The sequence below is a fragment of the Geodermatophilus saharensis genome (assembly GCF_900188205.1).
GTDB classification, from domain to species: domain Bacteria; phylum Actinomycetota; class Actinomycetes; order Mycobacteriales; family Geodermatophilaceae; genus Geodermatophilus; species Geodermatophilus saharensis.
The window spans coordinates 48,607-63,777 of record NZ_FZOH01000008.1; the positions used below are offsets into that span (position 1 = coordinate 48,607).

Here is a 15,171-nt window from a genome sequence, read left to right on the forward strand (position 1 = left end):
TCAGCGGGCCAGCAGGCGTCGCGTCTGCCGGGCCCGCGCGACCAGCGAGCCGTCCTCGGCGCGCAGCTCGGCGTCGTCGACGGCCACGTCGTCGTCGACCCAGGTGGTGACCTGGTCGACCAGCACCCACGCGCCGGCGGCCGGCGGCGGGCCGGCCAGGTGGGCGGTGAGCTCGACGGTCGGGACGGCGAGGGGTGTGGTGCGGACGGCGAACAGCGACGGCGGGAGAGCGTCGAGCAGCACGCCGAGCCGGACCAGCGGCTCGAGGTCACCGTCGACGCGCACCCACGCGGTCAGCCGCGGCTCGTCGCCGCCGCCCAGCGGCCGCGTCGCGCCCAGTGCGCGGACCGACAGGTGCTCGGCGAAGGGCACCAGGTCCCGCGGCAGCGCGAAGGGCACCCCGTCACCGACCGGGGGGACCGGGGCGGGCGGGGCCGGCCGCACCGGGCGGCCCAGGGTCAGCACCTGCGCGACGGCGGCGACCCGGCCGCCCTGCGCCAGCGTGGCCCGCACGCTGCCGGTGGTCCCGGTGCGGTCGGCGGCGGTCTCCACCCGGACCTCGGTCGAGGGCTCGACGCCGGCCAGCAGGTGGGCGCCGACCGCCCGCGGGGCGGCACCGGCCCGGTCGGCCGCCGCGGCCAGCAGGTGCCCGACCACCAGGCCGCCCTGCACGTGGGTGAACGACCGCCAGCTCGGGTCGACCGTCAGCACGCGCGCGGGCGCCGGACGGATAGCTGTGTCGGGAAGGGCGGCCAGGCTCACGGTTCCTCCGCTCGACCCGGCCGGACGGTCCGACCGGGGCCGGACGAGACCCTACGCCTCTCAGTACGAGAATCCAACCAACTCAGGCGTCGTTCAGGGCGAAGGAGCCGGTGGCGACCTCCCCGACGCGCCGGTGCGCGGTCATCACCGCGCCGGTCGAGGTGGTCGCCGAGGAGACCGTCTCCCAGGTGCGCGGAGCGGCCCCGCCCTCGAACAACCGCTTGCCCCGTCCCAGGACGACGGGGAAGACGATCGTGCGCAGCTCGTCGACGAGGTCCTCGGCCAGCAGGGTCTGCACCAGCCCGATCGAGCCGTGCACCTGCAGCTCCCCGCCGTCGGCCGCGGTGAGCTCCCGGACCGCGGCCGGGACGTCGTCACCGAGCAGGCGGGCGGTGGACCACTCCAGCGAGGGGAGGGTCCGCGAGGCCACGTGCTTGGTCTTCGTCTGCAGCGCCGCCGCGACCGGGTCGCCGGCCGGGTCCACGTGCGGCCAGTGCGCCGCGAAGATCTCGTAGGTCCGGCGGCCGAGCAGGAAGTCCTCCGCGCCGGCGAACCAGGCGTCCATCTGCTGCCCCATCGCCTCGTCGGCGTGCGGGACCAGCCAGCCGCCGAACGGGAAGCCGCCGGAGGGGTCCTCCTGCGGGCCACCCGGGGCCTGGGCGACCCCGTCGAGGGTCAGGAACGTGGTGACGACGAGCGGGCGCACGGTGCTCTCCTCCGAGCCGGGGGCGGTGTCGGGGTGCAGACGCCGGCCGCGGCCGCGACTCATCGGTCCGGGTGAGACCCGGGCGGGCCACTCCAGTCGCGCGCGACCGGTGTCGATGGGGAGGTGTCACCCCTCACGGACGAGGAGCACCCCATGGCCCGCAGGCGCACGGACGCCGAGCAGCAGGTCGCCGACCTGCTGCGGACGGCGAGGAAGTCGCTGCACATGAGCGTGGCCTTCCTCAGCCGGATGGACGGCACCACCCAGCACCTCGAGGTGGTCGACTCGCGGATCCCGATCCCCATGGTGGAGGGCGCGACCCGCCCGCAGGACACGACGTTCTGCCAGGCGATCCTCGACGGGGACCTGCCCGCCGTCATCGACGACGTCAGGAAGCACCCGCTGGCGATGGCGCTGCCGGCGGCGCGGATGCCCCGCATCCGCAGCTACGTCTCCACTCCGGTCACGCTGTCCGACGGCACCCTCTACGGCACCTTCTGCGCGTTCGGGTTCACCTCCGACAAGGAGCTCACCGCCCGCGACGAGTCGCTGATGAAGGTGCTGGCCTCGGCCGCCTCGGTGGTCATCGAGCCCGAGGTCCGCGAGCGGCAGCGCCGCGACGACATCGACGGCCGCCTCGGCCCGCTGGTGGCCGCCGGTGGCCCCACCGTCGTCCTGCAGCCGATCGTCGACCTGGCCACCGGCGAGCGCGTGGGCGCCGAGGCGCTCAGCCGCTTCCCGCGCGAGTGGGGCAAGGGCCCCGACGTCGTCTTCGAGGAGGCGCACAGCATCGGCCGCGGCCACGAGGTCGAGCTGCTGGCGCTCCGGGGCGCGGCCGCGCACCTGGACCGGGTCGGCGGCTACGTGGCCATGAACGTCTCCCCGCAGACCCTCCTGACGCCGGGGTTCACCGCGCTGCTGGGCGAGCTGCCCCTCGACCGCGTCCTGCTGGAGCTCTCCGAGCACGACCCGGTCGAGGACTACGACACGCTCACCCGCGTGCTGCTGCCCTTCCGGGCGGCCGGGATGCGGCTGGCCATCGACGACGTCGGCGCCGGCTTCTCCTCGCTGCGGCACATCGTGGTGACCGACCCCGACGTCATCAAGATGGACCGCAGCATCGTCAGCGGCCTGGACACCGACCCGGTGCTCGCCCGGCTGGTCGAGTCGCTGGTGACCTTCGGGCACGGCTGCGGGGTGGAGGTCGTCGCCGAGGGCATCGAGACCGCGGCGGAGGCCACCGCCCTGCGGGGGCTGGGCGTCGACCTCGGCCAGGGCTGGTACTTCGGTCGCCCCGGACCGCCGGAGGCACTCGCCCCCGTCGCGCCGGCGCTGGCCGAGCCCCAGCCGGCCTGAGACGCCGGGTGCCGTCGGTGCGCGGCGCTAGCGTGCGGCCGTGACCCGGACGGCGTCCCCCCGCGACGTGCTGGCGTACCGCGTCGCCGTGCAGCAGCTGGACCGCGACGCCGGCACCGTCGCCGACACCGCGGTGCTCGACCTCGGCGTCCAGGACACCGGCCCCGACGGCGCGCTCTGGGCGCTGGCGGTCCGCGGGGTCGACGTCGCGGCGGTGGACCCGGCCGAGCTGGCCCTCGCCTGGACGCTGCGCGGCGCGCCGCACCTGTACCGGCGCGCCGACCTGCCCGCCGTCGCCACCGCGACCGCGCCGTTCTCCGAGGCCGACGCGGCCAAGCGGGTCTTCGACGCGGCCAAGCCGCTCGCGGCGGCCGGCATCCCGGTGCTCACCGCGCTGGACACCATCGCCGCTCGGATGCGGGAGATCGTCACCGCGCCGGTGGTCAAGGGCGAGATGTCGCGCCGGCTCTCCGACGCACTCGCCGGCGCCGACGGGCCCGGCCCGTACAACCGGTGGTGCCGCCCGTGCGGCGCGGTCCACCTCTACGAGCAGCCCTTCCGCCTCGCGGCGCTGCGCGCCGGGCTGGAACTGCGGCCGGGCACCTCGCCGCCGGTGCTGCAGCCGGTGCCCGGCTTCACGCCGGCCGGCACCGTCCCCGACCGCCTCGACGTCGTCCGCGGGTACCTGCACCTGCTCGGCCCGGCCACCCGCCAGCACGTGGCCGGCTACCTCGACGCGGCGGTGAAGGACGTCACCGCGCACTGGCCCGGCGACGCCGTCGAGGTCGAGGTGGACGGGCAGCGGCGCTGGCTGCTCGCCGCCGACGCCGACCGGCTGGGCGCGGGACCGGCACGCGGCACCCGGCTGCTGGGCCCGTTCGACCTGTTCCTGCAGGGCCGCGACCGGGAGACCCTCGTCGCCGACCCCGCCCACCGCACGGCCCTGTGGCCGGTGCTCGGCCGCCCGGGCGCGGTGCTGGCCGACGGGGAGGTGGTGGGGCTGTGGCGGCCGCGCAAGGCCGGGTCGTCGCTGACCGTCGCCGTCGAGCCCTGGCGGCCGCTGACCCCCGCCGTCCGGGACGCCGTCGGCGAGCAGGCCGAGCGGCTGGCCGCCTCCCGCGGCGTCCGGCTGAAGGCGGTCGAGGTCTCCTGAGCGGGTCCGCCGCACCGGCCGTCCACCGGACGACGGACCCGCCGGCCGTCCCCGGACTGCCACGATGGGCGCCATGACGGAACCGGTCCGCACCGCAGACCTCCGGGTGTCCGACGTCGAGCGGCGAGCGGTGCAGGACCGGCTGCACCGGGCGGTCGGCGCCGGCCAGCTCGACCTGCACGAGTTCGACGAGCGGCTGCAGGCGGTGTGGGCGGCGCGCACCCGCGGCGAGTTGCAGCAGGTGACCCGGGACCTGCCCGAGCCCCCGCCCCCGCCGCCGCCGGCACCGCGGCACCGGGTCTTCTCCGGCACCCCCGGTGGCACCGCCATGCGGGCGTTGGCCACGGTGTGGGCCTGCGTGGTGGCGGTCAACGTCGTCGTCTGGCTGCTGGTGTCCCTCGGCAACGGCGGCCCGGCCTACCCCTGGTTCGTCTGGCTGGCGCCGTCGGGCGCGGTGCTCGCCGTCCTCTACGCCACCGGGATCGGCCGCCCCCGCCCGTAGGTGGTGGAACGGCCCCCTCGCAGGGACCCGCCGCGAGCCTGCGAGCGGAGGGGGGCGAGGGAGTCCTTCGTCAGCGCTCGGAGCGCCGGCGCCGCCGCGTCTTCGCCCCGTACATCGCCCGGTCGGCGCGGGCCACGACGTCGTCGGGGGTGTCCCCCGGTCGGCCGACCGCACCGCCGACGCTCATGCCGACGCGCAGCGGGCCGGCCACCGTGGGCACCGGAACGGCCACCTGCTCGGACACCAGCGCGGCGAGCTCGCCGACGTCGGTCTCGTCGCAGCGGGGGGAGAGCAGCACGAACTCGTCGCCCCCGAACCGGGCGACGACGTCGGCCGGCCCGGCCGCCGCCCGCAACCGGGCCGCGACCTCCACCAGCACCGTGTCGCCGACGCCGTGCCCGTGCACGTCGTTGACCCCCTTGAAGCCGTCGAGGTCGCAGAACAGCACGCCGCACGGGTCCGCCGACCCCGGGTCCAGCCGCCGGGTGAGCTCCTCGAAGAAGGTGTGCCGGTTCGCGATGCCGGTGAGCCGGTCGGTGCAGGCCCGCTGGGCGAGCTGCTCCTCCCGGCGCCGCTGCTCGGTGACGTCGACGCCGACGCAGGCCACCGCGAAGGGCCGGCCGTCGGGCCCGCGCAGCACGTTGTTGCGCATCGACACCAGCCGGCGGGTGCCCTCGCCGGTCAGCCAGTCACCCTCCTGCGGGTACGCCCGCCCGGTCGACACCGCCCGCTCGAGCGCGTCGCGGGCCAGCTCCCGGTGCTCGGGGGCCACCCACACGTCCCAGAACCGCCGGCCCAGCAGCCGGTCGGCGGAGCGGCCGGTGAACCGCTGCAGCGCCGGGTTGGCCAGCAGGATCCGCCCGTCGGCGCCCACGACGGTGACGAGGGCGTCGGTGCCCTCGACGAACGCCTGCGCCAGTCGGTCGTCCACTCAGCCCGGCACGCCGCGCTCACCGCCGCGTGCCCCGGCCCGGTCGCCGGCCCCCTCGTCGCCCACGTCGGCCCCTCCCCCGCCGTTCCTCCCCGACACCGCGATGAGATCACGGTCACAGTTCCACGTCGATCGTCGGCACCCGGTTCCCGCGCCCTCCGATCCGGCGGGGCGGCGTGCGGCGCGGCTCTTCCGGAGCCCGATGTCTCAGCACTAAGGTATCCGGGCATGGCAGCGGCGCGCCGGGTGCGGATCGGGATCGACACCGGGGGCACGTTCACCGACGTGGTCGCCGTCGACGAGGAGACCGGGGCGACGACGACGACGAAGACGCCGTCGACCCCGGCCGACCCCGCCGAGGGCTTCCTCACCGGGGTCCGCAAGGTCCTCGGCCTGCTGGGCCTCGACGGCAGCGCGGTGACCGCGGTCAGCCACGGCACGACCGTGGCCACCAACCAGCTGCTCGAGGGCCGGCTCGACCGGATCGGGTTCGTCACCACCGAGGGCTACGAGTCGGTGCTGGAGATCGCCCGGCAGTCGGTGCCCGACGGCTACGGCAACAGCTACTTCTGGGTCAAGCCGCCGCGGATCGTCCCCGCCGACCTGGTGCGCACCGTCCGCGGCCGGCTCGACCACACCGGCGCCGAGGTGCGCCCGTTCGACCGCGACGACGCCGTCGCCGCGGCCCGGTTCTTCCGCGACGCCGGCATCACCACGATCGGCGTCTGCTTCCTGCACGCCTACGCCGACGACGCCCACGAGCGGGCCATGCTGGAGGTGCTGCGCGAGGAGCACCCCGCCGCCGTCGTGTCGATCAGCTCGGAGGTGCTGCGCGAGTACCGCGAGTACGAGCGGTCGGTGACCACGCTGGTCGACGCCGCGGTCAAGCCGCGGGTCGGCGCCTACGTCACCAACATCCGCACCCGCCTGGACGAGATCGCCCAGGGCGTGCCCTTCTACGTGATGAAGAGCAACGGCGGCGTGCTGTCGGCGGCCGAGGTGGTGCACCAGCCGATCACCACGATGCTGTCGGGCCCGGCCGCCGGCGCGCTCGGGGCCGCGCTCATCGCCGGGACGGCGGGCTTCGACCGGGTGCTGACCTGCGACGGCGGCGGCACCTCCACCGACGTCACGGTCGTCGTCGACGGCGAGCCGGCGCTGACCACCGAGGGCTCGGTCGGCGACTACCCGTCGAAGATCCCGATGATCGACGTCGTCACCGTGGGCGCCGGCGGCGGCTCGATCGCGTGGCTGTCCCCCGAGGGCACCCTCAAGGTGGGCCCGAAGTCGGCCGGCGCCGACCCCGGCCCGATGTGCTACCCGGACGGCGGCGACCAGCCGACCGTCACCGACGCCCACGTCGTCCTCGGCCGGATCCCCCCGCACCTGCTCGGCGGGGAGATCCCGCTCTCGGTGGACGCCGCCCGCGCCGGGCTCGAGGAGCTCGGCGGGAAGCTGGGGCTGTCGCTGGAGCGCACGGCGCTCGGCATCCTGGAGATCTCGGCGTGGAACCAGGCCAACGCGCTGCGCCAGGTGACCGTGGCCCGGGGCCTCGACGTCCGCGACTTCACCCTCACCACCTTCGGCGGCTCGGGGTCGCTGCTGGCCTGCCGGCTCATGGACGTCCTCGGTCTGCCGCGCACGCTGGTGCCGCCGAACCCCGGCAACGTCAGCGCGTTCGGGCTGCTCACCGTCGACGTCCGCAACGACCACGTGCAGACGGCGATCAGCCGGCACGCCGACCTCGACCTCGACCGGGTCCGCGCGCTGTTCGCCGGGCTGGAGGACCGCGCCCGGGAGTCGCTGGACGGCGAGGGCTTCGGCCGCGGCGAGCAGCGGGTGCAGCGCACCGCCGACCTGCGCTACGTCGGCCAGGCCTTCGAGGTGCGGGTACCCGTCCCCGACGGCGACCTCGACGCCGCCGCGGCCGAGACGGTGGCGCAGGCCTTCCACGCCGCCCACCGGCAGCTCTACGGCTACGACTTCGCCGCCGACCCACGCCAGGCCGTCGAGTGGGTGAACCTGCGGGTCACCGGGATCGGCCCGATCCGCCGTCCCGACCTGCCCGGGCTCCCGGCCGCCGAGGGCGGCGTCGAGCGCGCCGTCACCGGCTCGCGGCCGGTCCTCTTCGGCGACGACGGGGCCGACGCCTGGGCCGACACCCCCACCTACGACCGCACGCGGCTGGCGCCGGGCGACGTCGTCGCCGGCCCGGCGGTGGTGGAGGAGTTCGGCTCCACCGTGCCGGTGCACCCCGGCTTCACCGCGACCGTCGACCGGTTCGGCAACCTGCTGCTGGAGAGGGCCTGATGGACAGCCTTTATCGCGACAACGGCACCTCCGCCGCCGACCCGGTGCTCGTGGAGATCGTCGCGGGCACCCTCGCGGCGATCGAGAAGGAGGTCGAGACGGCGATCGGCCGGACCTCCCGCTCGCCGATGATCCGCGACGCGCACGACTTCCGCGCCGGCATCCACGACCGGCAACTGCGCAAGCTCACCGGCCGCTCCTACTCGGCGCTGGTGCACCCGGTGGTGCGCGACTACCCGATCGAGACCATGCGCCCCGGCGACGTGTTCTTCCACAACGACGTCTACCTCTCCGAGGGAGGGATCGGGCACCTGCCCGACCTGTGCGTGACCGTGCCGGTGTTCGCCCACGCGGACGGTGAGGAGCGCGTCGTCGCCTTCGTGCAGGCCTTCGGCCACCACGACGACATCGGCGGGGCGGTGCCCGGGTCGATGCCGAGCGCGGCGACCAGCGTGTACGAGGAGGGCCTGATGGTCCCCCCGATCAAGCTGTGGGACCGCGGCGTGCCCAACGAGAGCGCGCTGAAGATCATGACCCGCAACTCGCGGATGCCCGACTCGCTCGCCGCCGACCTCGACGCGGAGTGCTCGGCCTGCCTGGCCGGCGCCCGGCGGCTCGGCGAGCTGTTCGACCGCTACGGGGTGGCCGCCGTCGAGGCCTGCTTCGACGCGATCCTGGCCAACTCCACCGAGGTCTACCGGCGGGAGATCCTGTCCCGGATCCCCGACGGCACCTACGTGTGGGAGGACTACGCCGAGCACGACGGCGTCGAGGAGCCCAAGCTGCACCGGCAGCGGATCACGCTCACCATGGACTCCTCCCGCGAGGTGCCGCTGGTCATCGACTTCACGGGCACCGGCCCGCAGGCCAAGGGCCCGATCAACCACTGCGGCGACTACGCCGACGGCAACTTCCTCAAGAAGTGGCTGGCGCCGATCCTGCGCAACCTCGCCGAGACGCCGGAGCGGATGGCCGAGCTCGACGTCAACGAGGGCGTCGTCCCACTCATCGAGATGCGGTTCCCCGAGAAGGGCACGCTGCTCACCCCGGTCTTCCCGGCGCCGACCAACGCCCGCACGTTCGTCATCCTGCGGCTGCTCGGCGTGCTGGCCGGCGTGCTGGCCAAGGCCACCGGCGGCCGCATGCCCGCCGACCAGGAGACGATCCGCTACACCGGCGTCTACGGCACCGACCTCGACGGCCGTCCCTACCTCATGCGCGAGGTGCTCGGCGGCGGGTCCGGCGGGCGGTACTACGCCGACGGCGAGGACACCATCCACGTCGTCCCCGACTCGCGGAACCTGCCCACGGAGTTCACCGAGTCGCGGTTCCCGCTGCGCGTGGAGCGCCTCGGGCTGGCGCTGGACTCCGGCGGACCGGGCCGCTACCGGGGCGGCTGCGGCTACGAGAAGCACATCCGGGTGCTGCGCGACGCGCACTTCATGTCCATCGCCGACCGCTCGATCCTGTCCTGCTGGGGCGTCAACGGCGGGAAGGCGGGACGGCCGTTCCAGGTCACCGTCGACCCCGGCGGCCCCGACGAGCGCGAGGTCGACGCCCTCGCCGACGCCGAGCCGCTGCCGGCCGGCACGGTCGTGCGCATCCGCACCACCGGCGGCGGCGGGTGGGGCGACCCCCTGGACCGCCCGGTGGAGGAGGTGCTGCGCGACGTCGCCTGGCGCAAGGTCTCGGTCACCGGCGCCCGCGAGGACTACGGCGTCGTCGTCCGGGACGACGGCACCGCCGACCTCGAGGCGACCGACGCCCTGCGCGCGCAGGTGCGCGCGGCCCGCACCGGGGACGAGCCGTTCTTCGACCGCGGCCCGGGCTACGCGCTGCTGTCGGGCGGGGCGACGTCCAACGAGTTCGACGTCCTGTGAGCACGGTCCCCTGAGCACGCTCGTGCTCTGCCCCGCCCCCGGGGGCAGAGCACGAGCGCCGGCGGGTCAGGTGTCGAGCTCGGTGCTGTGCGGCGGGGGCTTGACCTCCTCGCCGGTCTCCCCGTCGGTGCCGTGGTAGCTCGGGTGGTCGGTGGTGCGCGGGTCGTCGTCGCCGGCCGCCTCGACGTCCTCGGGGACGAGCGGGGTCTCGTGCAGCACGTTCTCCCGCGCCTGGTCGCGGTCGGTGCCCGGAACCTCGGTCATGGGTCCTCCTCGCGGATCGGGTGCAGCCTCCCCTACCCCGTCACCCGCCGGGCAGGCGCGGGTTCGCCACCGGTGAACGCGCGGCCCGCAACACCTCGGCGGTGCGCTCGTCGGCGGGCAGGAACGCCTCCACCGACAGCTCCGCGGCGGTGAGGTCGACGGCGGTGCCGAAGGTGGTCACCGTGCTGAGGAAGGACAGCACCTCCCCACCGGCACGCACCCGCAGCGGTACCGCGATCCCGTCGGGCGTCGAACGGTCCGTTCCGCCCGGCAGCGCCGACAGCTCGCGGTGCAGCGCGGCCAGCCCGGGGTCGCCGGTCAGGTGCGCCTCGCGGCCCAGGCGGTGCAGCACGTGCGCCCGCCACTGCGGCAGGTTCGCGATCCGCGGCGCGAGCCCCTCGGGGTGCAGGCTCAGCCGCAGCACGTTGGCCGGGGGCTCGAGCAGGTGCGGGGCGACGCCGTCGAGGAACAGCGCCACGCTCGAGTTCGCCGTGACCAGCTCCCAGGACCGGTCCACCACCAGCGCGGGGTACGGCTCGTACGCGGTCAGCACCAGGTCGAGGGCGCGGGTGACCGCGGCCATGTCCGGGGAGTCGAGGGCACGGCGGCCGTAGGCGGGGGCGAAGCCGGCGGCCAGCAGCAGCTCGTTGCGCTCCCGCAGCGGCACCTCGAGCCGCTCGGCCAGCCTCAGCAGCATCTCCCGGCTCGGCCGCGACCGGCCGGTCTCGAGGAAGCTCAGGTGCCGCGCGGAGACGCCGGCGTCGAGGGCCAGGTCCAGCTGGGAGAGCCGGCGGCGCTGCCGCCAGCCGCGCAGCAGCGCCCCGACGGACGGCGCGGTGACGGTGGCGGTCACGCCGCGGACGCTAGCGACGGCGGCGTCCGGCGTCGCCTACCTGACGGGTAATCGACGCCCTTCCCCGGCGGCGGCACGGTCGTCGCCATGACCACGACCGCCACCTCCACCTCCACCTCCACCGCCACCGCCACCGCCACCGCCACCCGCCGCCCCCGCGACCTGCTCCGGCCGGCGCTGCGCCTCGACGCCGTCGTCACCGGCGCCAACGGCGCCGCCTACCTCGCCGCCGCCCCGCTGCTGACCGGCCTGCTCGGCATCCCCCCGGGCGTGCTGCGCGGGCTCGGCGGCTTCCTGCTCGTCTTCGCCGCCGGCGTCGCGCTGGTCGGCGCCCGCCGTCCGGTGCCGCTGGGGGCCGTCGAGGCCGTCGTCGGCGCCAACGTGCTGTGGGTGGCCGGCAGCGTCGCCGCCGTCGCCACGGACCGCTTCGACCTCACGGCCGCCGGCACCGCCTGGGCCCTGCTCCAGGCCGCCGTCGTCGCCGGCTTCGCCGCCCTGCAGCTCACCGCCCTGCGCACCCGCTGACCGGAGGAGAGACCCATGACCGCCACGACCGACCTCGCCGACCGCTACCTGGCCGCCTGGAACGAGACCGACCCCGCCGCACGCCGGGCGCTGGTCGACGACCTGTTCACCGCGGACGTCCGCTACACCGACCCGCTGGCCGACGTCGAGGGGCGCGACGGCCTCGACGGCCTGATCGCCGCCGTCCAGGCGCAGTTCCCCGGGTTCGTCTTCCGCCTCGCCGGCCCCGCCGACGCCCACCACGGACAGCTGCGTTTCACGTGGCACCTCGGGCCCGCCGGCACCGAACCGCCGGTGACCGGGTTCGACGTCGCCGTCACCGACGACGACGGCCGCATCCGCACCGTGCTCGGCTTCCTCGACCGGGTGCCGTCACCGGCCTGACCGTCACACCCCGCCGCCACCACGGGCGGCGAGGCGGGGGCTCGACCCGGGCCTCCTCCACCCGCGGCGGCGGTGGGGGCGGGCGGTCCCGCCGCCAGCCCTCCACCAGCGCCTCGACGTCGGCCAGCCCCGGCACCGGCGACCAGCGGCTCTCCTGCGGCCGCCGCCAGAATGCCTCGACGCGGGCGTTGTAGTCCTCGGCGACGGCGCGGACGGCGGCCTCCGACGGCAGTGCCGCGACGCGGGCGGGCAGGTCGTCGCGCTCCCGGCGCAGCGCCAGCCCGGGCGGCAGCATCTCCGCCGGCGTGATGCCCTCGCGGCGGGCCTTGGCCACCGCCCAGTCGTAGACGGTCTCGTCGGGGTCGAAGGCCGGCAGCGGCCGCCCCGCGCCGCGCAGCCCGGTGAAGTCCCCGCGCTCCTGGGCCTGGCCGATCTGCCGCTCCACCCAGGTCTCGAACGAGACCCCGGCCGGCTTGCGCTCGGTCACCCGCTCACCTCCTGCCCCCATCGTCCGCCTCTGCCAGGCTCGGCTGCATGCGGACCACGGGCAGCCGGGAGATCTACCGCAACCCCTGGATCCGGCTGCGGGAGGACACCGTGGAGCGGGCCGACGGGTCGACCGGGGTCTACTCCGTCGTCGAGAAGCCGCACTTCGCGATCGTCCTGGCCGCCGAGCGGGACGGGTTCTGGCTGGTCGAGCAGTTCCGCCACCCGATCGGGCGCCGCGCATGGGAGTTCCCGCAGGGCACCTGGACCGCGGGCAGCGGGGGTACCCCCGAGGAGCTGGCCCGCGCGGAGCTCGCCGAGGAGACGGGGCTGCGGGCCGAGCGGCTCGAGCACCTGGGCCACCTCGACCTCGCCCCGGGACTGTCGACGCAGGAGTTCGACGTCTGGCTGGCCACCGGCCTGACGTCCGGCCCGACCGCCCGCGAGGCCACCGAGGCGGACATGGTGACGGCGTTCGTGCCGGCGACCGAGCTGCGGACGATGATCGCCGAGGGCCGGTTCACCGACGGCCCCTCCCTCGCCGCCTACGCCCTGCTCCTCCTGAGGGGGAGCCATTAGCGCGACAAAGGCACCCCGGGGGGCCATCAGCGCGACAAAGGCACCCTCGGGGGGCCATCAGCGCGACAAAGGCACCCTCGGGGGGCCATCAGCGCGACAGAGGCACCCTCGGGGGGCCATCAGCGCGACAGAGGCACCTACGCGGCGCGGAGGGAACGCAGGGCGGGGGTGACCCGCGCCAGCTCGTCGAGCATCGCCTTGCCGCCGGCCTCGAGCTCGGCGTTGGGCACGAACTCGCCGTCGGCGTCGAGGAACTGGGCGAAGAAGGGCACCGACACCGCCTCGGGCACCGTGTGCACCCGTAGCGCGCCGAGCACCGGCTTGAGCGCCACGGACGCGCGCAGGCCCGCGGAGACGCCGCCGTAGGTGACCAGCCCGGCCGGCTTGTCCGCCCACTCGAGGGCGAGGTAGTCCAGCGCGTTCTTCAGCGCGGCCGGGACGGAGTGGTTGTACTCCGGCGTCACGAAGACGAAGGCGTCGGCGCGGTCCACCGTCGCGCTCCAGTCCCGGGTGTGCTGGTGGGTGTAGTCCCGCAGCCGCGGGTGGTGCGGCTCGTCGAACACCGGCAGGCCCACCTCGGCGAGGTCGACGAGCTCCACGTCGAAGGCGCCGTGGGCCTCGGCCAGGCGCTGCACCCAGCGGGCGACGGCGATGCCGCGGCGGCCGGGGCGAGTGCTGGCGGCGACCACCTGCAGGACGGGACGGGACACGGTGCGCTCCTCGGGGGACGACGGCGGACTCGTCGACGCACAACGGTTGCCTGCACCAACCGCTTCCGGCACGGGGCGTGACGTCCGCCGCAGCCCCGTGACCCGATCGTGCCTGGACACCGCCGCACCGCTCCTGCCCGGCTCCCCGACCGTCGCGCAGCGTCGCGACGTGCCCTGAAGGGGTGAGCCGGCAGCTCAGGGGCCTGCGCCGGAGCCGGGGAGGCCCGACGCTGACCGGGTGCCGCTCTCCGTCCCCGGCCTGCCGGGCCTGCCGCCGGACCTGGCCGGGCCCGTGGCGGTGGAGCTGGCCAAGCCCGTCCGGGACCTGCCGACGGCGAACGCGCTGCCCGGCGGCTGCCGCTACGAGCCCAAGTGGGACGGCTACCGGCTGGTCGTCGTCCGCGACGCCACCGGCACGCGGCTGTGGTCCAAGCAGGGCCGCGACCTCACCGACCGCTTCCCCGACCTCGCCGCGGCCGCCCTCGCGCAGGTCCCCGCCGGCACGGTCCTCGACGGCGAGGTGGTCGTCTGGGGCGGCGAGCGGCTCGACTTCGGCCTGCTGCAGCGGCGGCTGGTCACCTCGCCGTCGCGGATGGCCGCGCTGGCTGCGGCGCACCCGGCCTCCTACGTCGCCTTCGACCTGCTCGCCGCCGGCGGGACCGACCAGCGCCGCCGCCCGCTGCGGGCCCGCCGTGCCGCGCTCGAGGAGCTGGCGCAGCGGTGGGCGCCGCCGATGCAGCTCTCGCCGGTCACCGCCGACCCCGCCGAGGCCCGCCGGTGGGCCGCCGACCTGCGCCCGCTGGGCATCGAGGGACTGGTCGCCAAGGGCGCGGCCACCCGCTACGCCGGGGGCCGCCGCGAGTGGCTCAAGGTGAAGTCGTGGGAGACCACGGAGGTCCTCGCCGGCGGCGTGATCGGCCCGCTGGAGCGCCCCTCGCAGCTCGTCGCCGGGCGCTACCGCGACGGCGGGCTCGTCGTCGTCGGCCGGACCGCCCCGCTCTCCCCCGCGCAGGCCGCCGAGCTCGCCGCCGTCCTCTCCCCCGCCGGCCCCGACCACCCGTGGCCCGACCGGATCGGCACCGGCCGCTTCGGCGGCGGGCGGCTGTCGGTCCCCGTCACCCGGGTCGACCCGGTCGCGGTCGTGGAGGTCAGCGCCGACGCCGCCCTCACCGCCGGGGTGTTCCGGCACCCCCTGCGCTTCGTGCGGGTGCGCTCGGACCTGCGCCCGGAGGACGTGCCGCCCGCCGGCTAGGGGCGCTGCGGCAGCCGTCCCAGCGTCACCAGGAAGCGGCGCAGCAGCCCGGCCAGCTCCGCGAGCTCGTCGTCGCTGAGCCCGGCCAGAAGGCGTCGCTCGGTGTCGAGGTGGTCGGGGAGCGCCGCGTCGAGCGCCCGCCGGCCCGCCGGGGTCAGCGTGACGACGACGGCCCGCCCGTCGGCCTCGCTGCGCGTGCGGGTGATCAGCCCGCGCTCCTCGAGGCGGTCCAGCCGCTGGGTGATGGCGCCGGAGGTCACCAGGGCGGTGCGCATGAGCGCGGTGGGCGTCAGCTGGTAGGGCTCCCCCGCCCGGCGCAGAGCCGCCAGCACGTCGAAGGACGGCGCGTCGAGGCCGTGCCGGGCGAAGGTGGCCCGCTGGGCGAGGTGCACCTCGCGCTGCAGCTGGGTGATCCGGCCGATGACCCCCATCGGCGAGCAGTCCAGGTCGGGTCGCTCGCGGGCCCACTGCTCGAGGATGAGGTCCACGGCATCCTCCACCCCGGTACCTCAGCAGTG

General features: G+C 75.8%; 17 protein-coding genes. 9 read left to right on the plus strand and 8 right to left on the minus strand.

Annotated features, from left to right (window positions below):
- On the minus strand, window positions 1–711 hold the full coding sequence (locus CHC04_RS18035) for a thioesterase family protein (protein WP_176450084.1): 711 nt from the start codon (window positions 709–711) through the stop codon (window positions 1–3).
- A 133-nt stretch (window positions 712–844) separates the two neighbouring features.
- Complete coding sequence (locus CHC04_RS18040) at window positions 845–1,468, minus strand: dihydrofolate reductase family protein (protein ID WP_089405516.1); 624 nt, start codon at window positions 1,466–1,468, stop codon at window positions 845–847.
- A 153-nt stretch (window positions 1,469–1,621) separates the two neighbouring features.
- On the opposite strand from CHC04_RS18040, the gene CHC04_RS18045 reads away from it, so the two are divergent.
- From CHC04_RS18045 to CHC04_RS18055, 3 genes are all read left to right on the plus strand, one after another.
- The gene (locus CHC04_RS18045) at window positions 1,622–2,824 is read left to right on the plus strand and encodes an EAL domain-containing protein (protein ID WP_089405340.1); all 1,203 of its coding nucleotides are present in this window, start codon (window positions 1,622–1,624) and stop codon (window positions 2,822–2,824) included.
- 40 nt (window positions 2,825–2,864) lie between these two features.
- Window positions 2,865–3,977, plus strand: a complete 1,113-nt coding sequence (locus tag CHC04_RS18050) for a winged helix DNA-binding domain-containing protein (RefSeq protein WP_089405341.1) — start codon at window positions 2,865–2,867, stop codon at window positions 3,975–3,977.
- Window positions 3,978–4,050: 73 nt separating this feature from the next.
- Window positions 4,051–4,479 carry a DUF1707 SHOCT-like domain-containing protein gene (locus tag CHC04_RS18055; RefSeq protein WP_176450085.1) on the plus strand — a complete coding sequence of 143 codons (429 nt, stop codon included), beginning with the start codon at window positions 4,051–4,053 and terminating at the stop codon, window positions 4,477–4,479.
- A gap of 70 nt (window positions 4,480–4,549) precedes the next feature.
- Here CHC04_RS18055 and CHC04_RS18060 read toward each other — a convergent pair whose 3' ends face one another.
- Window positions 4,550–5,410 carry a GGDEF domain-containing protein gene (locus tag CHC04_RS18060; RefSeq protein WP_089405343.1) on the minus strand — a complete coding sequence of 287 codons (861 nt, stop codon included), beginning with the start codon at window positions 5,408–5,410 and terminating at the stop codon, window positions 4,550–4,552.
- Between the two features lie 228 nt (window positions 5,411–5,638).
- Here CHC04_RS18060 and CHC04_RS18065 point away from each other — a divergent pair, with 228 nt between their 5' ends.
- Window positions 5,639–7,720: a hydantoinase/oxoprolinase family protein gene (locus tag CHC04_RS18065; RefSeq protein ID WP_089405344.1), complete on the plus strand. Its 2,082-nt coding sequence runs from the start codon at window positions 5,639–5,641 to the stop codon at window positions 7,718–7,720.
- Window positions 7,720–9,600 carry a hydantoinase B/oxoprolinase family protein gene (locus CHC04_RS18070; RefSeq protein ID WP_089405345.1) on the plus strand — a complete coding sequence of 627 codons (1,881 nt, stop codon included), beginning with the start codon at window positions 7,720–7,722 and terminating at the stop codon, window positions 9,598–9,600. The genes CHC04_RS18065 and CHC04_RS18070 overlap by 1 nt, the downstream gene beginning before the upstream one ends.
- Before the next feature lie 66 nt (window positions 9,601–9,666).
- Here CHC04_RS18070 and CHC04_RS18075 read toward each other — a convergent pair whose 3' ends face one another.
- Both CHC04_RS18075 and CHC04_RS18080 read right to left on the minus strand, forming a co-directional pair.
- Window positions 9,667–9,864 (minus strand): hypothetical protein, encoded by a 198-nt coding sequence (locus tag CHC04_RS18075; protein ID WP_089405346.1) that lies wholly within the window; start codon window positions 9,862–9,864, stop codon window positions 9,667–9,669.
- Window positions 9,865–9,904: 40 nt separating this feature from the next.
- The gene (locus tag CHC04_RS18080) at window positions 9,905–10,717 is read right to left on the minus strand and encodes a helix-turn-helix domain-containing protein (RefSeq protein WP_089405347.1); all 813 of its coding nucleotides are present in this window, start codon (window positions 10,715–10,717) and stop codon (window positions 9,905–9,907) included.
- Between the two features lie 87 nt (window positions 10,718–10,804).
- Between CHC04_RS18080 and CHC04_RS24315 the strand changes: the two genes are divergently transcribed.
- Together CHC04_RS24315 and CHC04_RS18090 are read left to right on the plus strand one after the other, a co-directional pair.
- The gene (locus tag CHC04_RS24315) at window positions 10,805–11,242 is read left to right on the plus strand and encodes a hypothetical protein (protein WP_089405348.1); all 438 of its coding nucleotides are present in this window, start codon (window positions 10,805–10,807) and stop codon (window positions 11,240–11,242) included.
- Window positions 11,243–11,257: 15 nt separating this feature from the next.
- Entirely contained in the window at window positions 11,258–11,626 is a 369-nt protein-coding gene (locus CHC04_RS18090; protein ID WP_089405349.1) for a nuclear transport factor 2 family protein, read from the plus strand.
- Here CHC04_RS18090 and CHC04_RS18095 read toward each other — a convergent pair.
- Window positions 11,559–12,113, minus strand: coding sequence for a DnaJ family domain-containing protein (locus CHC04_RS18095; RefSeq protein WP_217897438.1), 555 nt, complete (start codon window positions 12,111–12,113; stop codon window positions 11,559–11,561). The genes CHC04_RS18090 and CHC04_RS18095 overlap by 68 nt on opposite strands.
- Before the next feature lie 47 nt (window positions 12,114–12,160).
- Between CHC04_RS18095 and CHC04_RS18100 the strand changes: the two genes are divergently transcribed.
- Window positions 12,161–12,691 (plus strand): NUDIX domain-containing protein, encoded by a 531-nt coding sequence (locus CHC04_RS18100; RefSeq protein ID WP_089405351.1) that lies wholly within the window; start codon window positions 12,161–12,163, stop codon window positions 12,689–12,691.
- A gap of 137 nt (window positions 12,692–12,828) precedes the next feature.
- Here CHC04_RS18100 and CHC04_RS18105 read toward each other — a convergent pair whose 3' ends face one another.
- On the minus strand, window positions 12,829–13,401 hold the full coding sequence (locus tag CHC04_RS18105) for an NADPH-dependent FMN reductase (protein ID WP_089405352.1): 573 nt from the start codon (window positions 13,399–13,401) through the stop codon (window positions 12,829–12,831).
- A gap of 238 nt (window positions 13,402–13,639) precedes the next feature.
- On the opposite strand from CHC04_RS18105, the gene CHC04_RS18110 reads away from it, so the two are divergent.
- Entirely contained in the window at window positions 13,640–14,653 is a 1,014-nt protein-coding gene (locus tag CHC04_RS18110) for an ATP-dependent DNA ligase (protein WP_089405353.1), read from the plus strand.
- On the opposite strand, the gene CHC04_RS18115 is transcribed toward CHC04_RS18110, so the two are convergent.
- Window positions 14,650–15,141, minus strand: coding sequence for a MarR family winged helix-turn-helix transcriptional regulator (locus tag CHC04_RS18115; RefSeq protein ID WP_245817424.1), 492 nt, complete (start codon window positions 15,139–15,141; stop codon window positions 14,650–14,652). The two genes, CHC04_RS18110 and CHC04_RS18115, sit on opposite strands and share 4 nt — an antisense overlap.
- Between the last annotated feature and the right edge of the window lie 30 nt (window positions 15,142–15,171).

Coding starts and splice junctions, on each gene's coding strand:
- CHC04_RS18065 (WP_089405344.1), top strand. CDS start 5,639: ATGGCAGCGGCGCGCCGGGTGCGGATCGGGATCGACACCGGGGGCACG.
- CHC04_RS18070 (WP_089405345.1), top strand. CDS start 7,720: ATGGACAGCCTTTATCGCGACAACGGCACCTCCGCCGCCGACCCGGTG.
- CHC04_RS18090 (WP_089405349.1), top strand. CDS start 11,258: ATGACCGCCACGACCGACCTCGCCGACCGCTACCTGGCCGCCTGGAAC.
- CHC04_RS18075 (WP_089405346.1), bottom strand. CDS start 9,864: ATGACCGAGGTTCCGGGCACCGACCGCGACCAGGCGCGGGAGAACGTG.
- CHC04_RS18045 (WP_089405340.1), top strand. CDS start 1,622: ATGGCCCGCAGGCGCACGGACGCCGAGCAGCAGGTCGCCGACCTGCTG.
- CHC04_RS18100 (WP_089405351.1), top strand. CDS start 12,161: ATGCGGACCACGGGCAGCCGGGAGATCTACCGCAACCCCTGGATCCGG.
- CHC04_RS18055 (WP_176450085.1), top strand. CDS start 4,051: ATGACGGAACCGGTCCGCACCGCAGACCTCCGGGTGTCCGACGTCGAG.
- CHC04_RS24315 (WP_089405348.1), top strand. CDS start 10,805: ATGACCACGACCGCCACCTCCACCTCCACCTCCACCGCCACCGCCACC.